A 5,810-nucleotide genomic window follows, 5' to 3' on the forward strand; every position below is an offset into this window, starting at 1 on the left:
ATCGCACCGTGAAGGTTAAAAACGGAGGAGTTAGTTGGATGATCCAGCACCTAAGGTTAAAAACGAGGAGTTAGTTGGATGATCCAGCACCTGTTTGGGAACGTTTTAACTTTGCTGAATTTTCCCATCTATTACGAATGTTTGGCCGGATCGACAAAGTGTGTAGCACACAAAGCGGTTACTTATATAGCAAAATGCCAATAGCCCTGAGTTGCGCCACGTTATCGGCTACATTGCATGACAATCTGTAATTTGTTCAAATTTTTCATCTTAATAGGTCTCAGACTATGTTCTCAGAGCAATCGCGACCCTGCATTATCTCTATGTTAGACTTAATTGGCACTCGTAGCCAGGCCGCGTTCAGGTCGGGCTTCATCTGCAATGGTTCGAATGCATCAGGCTGCGGCGAACAAAATTAATCATGGCCTACCTCTCCATAGCCATGGGTATGTTTGGAACGACTCGGGTCCTGCTCCTTTCTTATGAAGTTAGTCAAGAGAAACGCCCTGCTCTTCTTGCAGAGCTCGAACGAGTTCAAATTTTGGCTGGAGGATCAGTGCAACGCGTCTTTTTACGCCATCACTGTTAAGGGACAAGCGTTTCCGGAAGGTCCTTTCGCGTCGTCCGTCTTCAACGGCCAGATCAGTCAACAGCCACGAGCAGTTGTGTTAAAGACTTCGAGCTGGGCTATGGCAAATTGTTTCTTCATCGAGAGGCAACTTGGATACCATAAGGCTGATTGGTATATGGACAGTCGAGTAATTGAGGGAGTACCGCTTCAAGAGCCCATTGCCACAGAAGATGTAGAGCTTTTGCCTAAGAGCGAAAAGCGAACTGTGCACATGTTCAAGGGACGACTTAAGGTAGATTCTTGAGAGATGATAGCCAATTGCGCCAAATCAAATAGACTAATAAAGTATACCAATGGTTAGCCATCCCGAAAAAACTCACTAGCAGGAAAAGCTATTGTGCCAAATGTAAACATTAAGAACGTGAAGTGGGATCCAAATAATCCCTTTACGCCGTTGCTCAAGACGGCGGACGATGCGTAAGAAGCTTCATTGCCGCCGGTGGCGTAGCTTGCATCGAAAGCAAGATCGAGAATGTCTTTGGACTCCGTTTTGATGCTTTAAAAGAAAAGGTCCGCCGACTAGAGCTGAAGGTGACAGCGATGTGTTTGTGGCAAATCTTCTTGTGGACTCAATCCTCGTTGATTGCCGAGCCTTGTTTTTTGGAGAATGAAAAACGCGCAAGAAACGCAACTCTTCAAAACGTCTATACGGCCAGACGAATGGATGAGGCAGCCACAAGTGTCAATGAGCTTCTGAATATGAACGTATCGCCGGGAAGAACAGCCCGTGACGTCATCAAGGCGCTGGTTGATAAAAGGGTTGTTCACGTCGATTGGCTATGGGATGAGGAAGAGACCGAATCCTCGAAGATATGAAGGCGTTTCTTTTTAACACCGAAGGTGGTGGGTTGCTTGAGCTTCTTGACAAACTTATTGAAGACTATGAAAAAATGAGGTCTACGTTCGGAAAAAATTCTCGAGAGCAAATCGAAATGGTCCTTTCTGCACTAACCTGCTAACTCGGGACGGCGCAACGGTCTAAAACTATTTTGATGCTGGCGGGTCCGCTGACTGTCAATGTGCCAATTGGCGATTCAATCCATCAAAGGGTCTCGAAGATTTTTCGACATTCGCTTAGGGGCGTGGCATTGGAAAAGGTGTAAAGCGTCACGCCCTGCAAGCCACCATCGCGAAGCTCGATAGCAACGTTCAGCATGGTTATATGAGAACGCATAGCGCTTCTGCCCGATACGGACCCAAAGCACGTTGGTCCGTTTCGCCTTCTCGCATCATGACCTTGATCGGCTCATCATCATTCTTCCGCCACAAAATCGCACCGGCCAGAGCGAGCGCGATTTCGTTGACTTTACCGGCGTGATGGATCGCGCCGACCACCACGCCGGTAAAGTCAACGAAATCGCGCTCGCTCTGGCCGGTGCGATTTTGTGGCGGAAGAATGATGATGAGCCAATCAAGGTCATGATGCGAGAAGGCGAAACGACCAACGTGCTTTGGGTCCGTATCGGGCAGAAGCGCTATGCGTTCTCATATAACCATGCTGAACGTTGTATCGAGCTTCGCGATGGTGGCTTGCAGGGCGTGACGCTTTACACCTTTTCCAATGCCACGCCCCTAAGCGATGTACGAAAAATCTTCGAGACCCTTTGATGGATTGAATCGCCAATTGGCACATTGACAGTAAGCAGACCGCCAGCATCAAAATAGTTTTAGACCGTTGCGCCGTCCCGAGTTAGCCGGTTAGTGCAGAAAGGACCATTTCGATTTGCTCTCGAGAATTTTTGCCGAACGTAGACCTCATTTTTTCATAGTCTTCAATAAGTTTGTCAAGAAGCTCAAGCAACCCACCACCTTCGGTGTTAAAAAGAAACGCCTTCATATCTTCGAGGATTCGTTCTTCTTCCTCATCCCATAGCCAATCGACGTGAACAACCCTTTTATCGACCCACGCCTTGATGACGTCACGGGCTGTTCTTCCCGGCGATACGTTCATATTCAGAAGCTCATTGACACTTGTGGCTGCCTCATCCATTCGTCTGGCCATATAGACGTTTTGAAGAGTTGCGTTTCTTGCGCGTTTTTCATTCTCCAAAAACAAGGCTCGGCAATCAACGAGGATTGAGTCCACAAGAAGATTTGCCACAAACACATCGCTGTCACCTTCAGCTCTAGTCGGCGGACCTTTTCTTTTAAAGCATCAAAACGGAGTCCAAAGACATTCTCGATCTTGCTTTCGATGCAAGCTACGCCACCGGCGGCAATGAAGCTCTTAGCATCGTCCGCCGTCTTGAGCAACGGCGTAAAGGGATTATTTGGATCCCACTTCACGTTCTTAATGTTTACATTTGGCACAATAGCTTTTCCTGCTAGTGAGTTTTTTCGGGATGGCTAACCATTGGTATACTTTATTAGTCTATTTGATTTGGCGCAATTGGCTATCATCTCTCAAGAATCTACCTTAAGTCGTCCCTTGAACATGTGCACAGTTCGCTTTTCGTTCTTAGGCAAAAGCTCTACATCTTCTGTGGCAATGGGCTCTTGAAGCGGTACTCCCTCAATTACTCGACTGTCCATATACCAATCAGCCTTATGGTATCCAAGTTGCCTCTCGATGAAGAAACAATTTGCCATAGCCCAGTCTCGAAGTCTTTAACACAACTGCTCGTGGCTGTTGACTGATCTGGCCGTTGAAGACGGACGACGCGAAAGGATCTTCCGGAAACGCTTGTCCCTTAACAGTGATGGCGTAAAAAGACGCGTTGCACTGATCCTCCAGCCAAAATTTGAACTCGTTCAACTCTGCAAGAAGAGCAGGGCGTTTCTCTTGACTAACTTCATAAGAAAGGAGCAGAACCGAGTCGTTCCAAACATACCCATGGCTATGGGGAGAGGTAGGCCATGATTAATTTTGTTCGCCGCAGCCTGATGCATTCGAACCATTGCAGATGAAGCCCGACCTGACGGCGGTCTTGGCTACGAGTGCCAATTAAGTCTAACATAGAGATAATGCAGGGTCGCAATTGCTCTGAGAACATAGTCTGAGACCTATTAAGATGAAAAATTTGAACAAATTACAGATTGTCATGCAATGTAGCCGATAACGTGTGCGCAACTCAGGGCTATTGGCATTTTGCTATATAAGTAACCGCTTTGTGTGCTACACACTTTGTCGATCCGGCCAAACATTCGTAATAGATGGGAAAATTAGCAAAGTTAAAACGTTCCCAAACTGATCGGAACTGATTTTCATTTCGCGTAATGAAATACCAGGGTCTGCGTGTTTGAACCAAGCGGTGGCGCGCACTTGTCGACCGCTCCTCTCTTGAGCAATTGAAGTGTCAGCGGCGAGTGATCCCTCTGGGAGCGGGATGACATTTGCGCGGGTGCGATAAAAAATCCCAGATTTTGCCGCGCTATCGCTGGACCAAGCCCAATTGATGAAGCCATCGTTCGAAACAACAAGCATTGCCTTGTCGGTCGTTTGAGAAATCCACTTCAAGCAGGCTCGCTCGTCAACGATACCCCGTATCGATCCGCACAATGTCCTAGCGCATCGAAAGAAATCTCTGCCGATAACTGCTTGCGGAAATCATCAAGCGGCATGAGCAGATAAGACGCGAATTCGTCAGCTTCATGCTCAATCAGTACCTGTCCTGTGGAGAGATTGTGCATGTCGGCTGCGTCTACGCATTCGAAAGAAGATTGTGACAAGCGGTGCAGGATGTAATGCCCGAACTCATGTGCCTGGGTAAATCGAATTCGCCCTGGCGAGCTAAGCCGATCATTGTAAAGAAGAAGCCACCGGGAACGCTCGTCGTCCGATAACAGGCACCCCTCAAAGCCAGTGATAGGTGCTGCTTCAACTCGAACGATAGGATCCTTCCAGTTGAAGATTTCGTGACAGCCAAGTGCCAACTGAGTCACATCGACGGGAAAGCGAATCCCTCCGTGTACAGCATGAAACTGGTTTAGTACCTTTGAGAGCCGATTTGCGGCTTTGGGGCCAGTCAAGAGATCCATTAAGCACTCGGTTTTTTAAACGTTTCGAGGATTTTTCTAAGCTGCTCTTTCGCCGGAGCTTCCAATTGCTGGTAATTTCGAAAGAAATGCTCATCAAGGTGTCGCTCCTCAGGTGTGCGTACGTCGTCCTCAATAAAGAAACTCGCCGAAACACCTAACGCATCCGCCAGCGAGGCCAATTTTTCTGCGGAAGGTCGTTGCGATGCCCGATTCTCCAGTTCCCATAAGTAGCTTTTACTGAGCTTAGCCATCTCCGCTAAGCGGTCTAGCGTAAGTTGGCGATCCTTGCGTAGAGTTCGCAACTTCTCTCCCAGTCCAGTAGCCATTGTTAAACCTCCTACATTTGTTTCTAGTTTGCAAAAGTTCGATGCGCCGAACTTTTTGTTTGACAGTATCGAAATTTCCGGCCAGAATTAGCTCCAAGTTCGCTGTGCCGAACAAGATTTTACCCTAGTCCGAAGGAACGCGAACTGCTGCTAACCAGAAAAGGAAGGTGTATGTCAAGAGAGCATGTAACTCAGGCGGACCTCGCCCGCTTTGCCCAGGAGAAGGTTAATCTCCCTAAGGAGAAGGCGGACGAGTACCGCGCGCAGGCGGGCCGCTTGCGTGAAAAGCTGGAAAACTACCTGAAGGAGCATCCGAACTTTTCGCTGCGGCGGATGATGTTGTCGGGCAGCCTCGCGAAGGGGACTTCGCTGAGAACCCTGAACGACATCGATGTGGCGGTGTACATCACTGGTTCGGACGCGCCGCATGACATCCAAGCGCTGCTGGAGTACCTCGTGCAGCGTCTGCGTAAGGCATTCCCCAACTTCTCCCCAGAGCAGGTAAAGGCCAACACCTATTCCGTCACTGTGTCGTTCCGCGGGAGTGGGTTGGACGTGGACGTGGTGCCAATCCTGTATGACGGGGACCCCGAATGGCGCGGTAACCTGGTCAGCCAGGACGATGGCTCTTTCCTCGAGACGAGCATTCCGCTCCACTTAGAGTTCGCACGCAAGCGCAAGGCGGTGCAGCCGACCCACTTCGCGCAGGTCGTACGCCTGTTGAAGTACTGGGCGCGACGGATGAAGGCGGAACGCGAGGGCTTCCGCTTCAAGTCCTTCATGATCGAAATGATCTGCGCCCATCTGTGCGACCGCGGCGTTGACTTTTCCGATTACGCAGAAGCGCTACAGTCGTTCTTCACGTATATCGCGCG

General features: G+C 49.1%; 11 protein-coding genes. 4 read left to right on the forward strand and 7 right to left on the reverse strand.

What is annotated here, in order from left to right:
• Positions 1–78: 78 nt before the first annotated feature.
• The gene (locus ACWNCF_RS01705; RefSeq protein WP_449405786.1) at positions 79–204 is read left to right on the forward strand and encodes a hypothetical protein; all 126 of its coding nucleotides are present in this window, start codon (positions 79–81) and stop codon (positions 202–204) included.
• A gap of 1,087 nt (positions 205–1,291) precedes the next feature.
• The gene (locus tag ACWNCF_RS01710) at positions 1,292–1,447 is read left to right on the forward strand and encodes a hypothetical protein (protein ID WP_449405787.1); all 156 of its coding nucleotides are present in this window, start codon (positions 1,292–1,294) and stop codon (positions 1,445–1,447) included.
• Positions 1,448–1,665: 218 nt separating this feature from the next.
• On the opposite strand, the gene ACWNCF_RS01715 is transcribed toward ACWNCF_RS01710, so the two are convergent.
• Both ACWNCF_RS01715 and ACWNCF_RS01720 read right to left on the reverse strand, forming a co-directional pair.
• Complete coding sequence (locus ACWNCF_RS01715) at positions 1,666–1,836, reverse strand: hypothetical protein (protein WP_449405788.1); 171 nt, start codon at positions 1,834–1,836, stop codon at positions 1,666–1,668.
• Positions 1,790–1,969: a hypothetical protein gene (locus tag ACWNCF_RS01720; RefSeq protein WP_449405789.1), complete on the reverse strand. Its 180-nt coding sequence runs from the start codon at positions 1,967–1,969 to the stop codon at positions 1,790–1,792. The genes ACWNCF_RS01715 and ACWNCF_RS01720 overlap by 47 nt, the downstream gene beginning before the upstream one ends.
• Here ACWNCF_RS01720 and ACWNCF_RS01725 point away from each other — a divergent pair.
• Entirely contained in the window at positions 1,949–2,239 is a 291-nt protein-coding gene (locus ACWNCF_RS01725; RefSeq protein ID WP_449405796.1) for a hypothetical protein, read from the forward strand. The genes ACWNCF_RS01720 and ACWNCF_RS01725 overlap by 21 nt on opposite strands.
• Before the next feature lie 82 nt (positions 2,240–2,321).
• Here the strand turns inward: ACWNCF_RS01725 and ACWNCF_RS01730 are convergent, their stop codons facing one another.
• From ACWNCF_RS01730 to ACWNCF_RS01750, 5 genes are all read right to left on the reverse strand, one after another.
• On the reverse strand, positions 2,322–2,621 hold the full coding sequence (locus ACWNCF_RS01730; protein ID WP_449405790.1) for a hypothetical protein: 300 nt from the start codon (positions 2,619–2,621) through the stop codon (positions 2,322–2,324).
• On the reverse strand, positions 2,585–2,917 hold the full coding sequence (locus tag ACWNCF_RS01735; RefSeq protein ID WP_449405791.1) for a hypothetical protein: 333 nt from the start codon (positions 2,915–2,917) through the stop codon (positions 2,585–2,587). The genes ACWNCF_RS01730 and ACWNCF_RS01735 overlap by 37 nt, the downstream gene beginning before the upstream one ends.
• Before the next feature lie 829 nt (positions 2,918–3,746).
• Positions 3,747–4,088, reverse strand: a complete 342-nt coding sequence (locus ACWNCF_RS01740) for a hypothetical protein (protein ID WP_449405792.1) — start codon at positions 4,086–4,088, stop codon at positions 3,747–3,749.
• On the reverse strand, positions 4,085–4,609 hold the full coding sequence (locus ACWNCF_RS01745; RefSeq protein ID WP_449405793.1) for an ImmA/IrrE family metallo-endopeptidase: 525 nt from the start codon (positions 4,607–4,609) through the stop codon (positions 4,085–4,087). Before ACWNCF_RS01745 ends, ACWNCF_RS01740 begins: the two co-directional genes overlap by 4 nt.
• Positions 4,609–4,935: a helix-turn-helix domain-containing protein gene (locus tag ACWNCF_RS01750; RefSeq protein ID WP_449405794.1), complete on the reverse strand. Its 327-nt coding sequence runs from the start codon at positions 4,933–4,935 to the stop codon at positions 4,609–4,611. The genes ACWNCF_RS01745 and ACWNCF_RS01750 overlap by 1 nt, the downstream gene beginning before the upstream one ends.
• 171 nt (positions 4,936–5,106) lie before the next feature.
• On the opposite strand from ACWNCF_RS01750, the gene ACWNCF_RS01755 reads away from it, so the two are divergent.
• Positions 5,107–5,810, forward strand: a 704-nt coding sequence (locus ACWNCF_RS01755) for a CBASS oligonucleotide cyclase (RefSeq protein WP_449405795.1), incomplete at its 3' end; no start/stop codon positions are given.

It is taken from the genome of Massilia phosphatilytica (genome assembly GCF_977014125.1).

Bases quoted from the DNA above. Each gene is read 5' to 3' on its own strand.
- ACWNCF_RS01730 (WP_449405790.1), bottom strand. From the start codon at position 2,621: ATGGATGAGGCAGCCACAAGTGTCAATGAGCTTCTGAATATGAACGTA.
- ACWNCF_RS01705 (WP_449405786.1), top strand. From the start codon at position 79: ATGATCCAGCACCTGTTTGGGAACGTTTTAACTTTGCTGAATTTTCCC.
- ACWNCF_RS01750 (WP_449405794.1), bottom strand. From the start codon at position 4,935: ATGGCTACTGGACTGGGAGAGAAGTTGCGAACTCTACGCAAGGATCGC.
- ACWNCF_RS01710 (WP_449405787.1), top strand. From the start codon at position 1,292: ATGGATGAGGCAGCCACAAGTGTCAATGAGCTTCTGAATATGAACGTA.
- ACWNCF_RS01745 (WP_449405793.1), bottom strand. From the start codon at position 4,609: ATGGATCTCTTGACTGGCCCCAAAGCCGCAAATCGGCTCTCAAAGGTA.
- ACWNCF_RS01725 (WP_449405796.1), top strand. From the start codon at position 1,949: ATGGATCGCGCCGACCACCACGCCGGTAAAGTCAACGAAATCGCGCTC.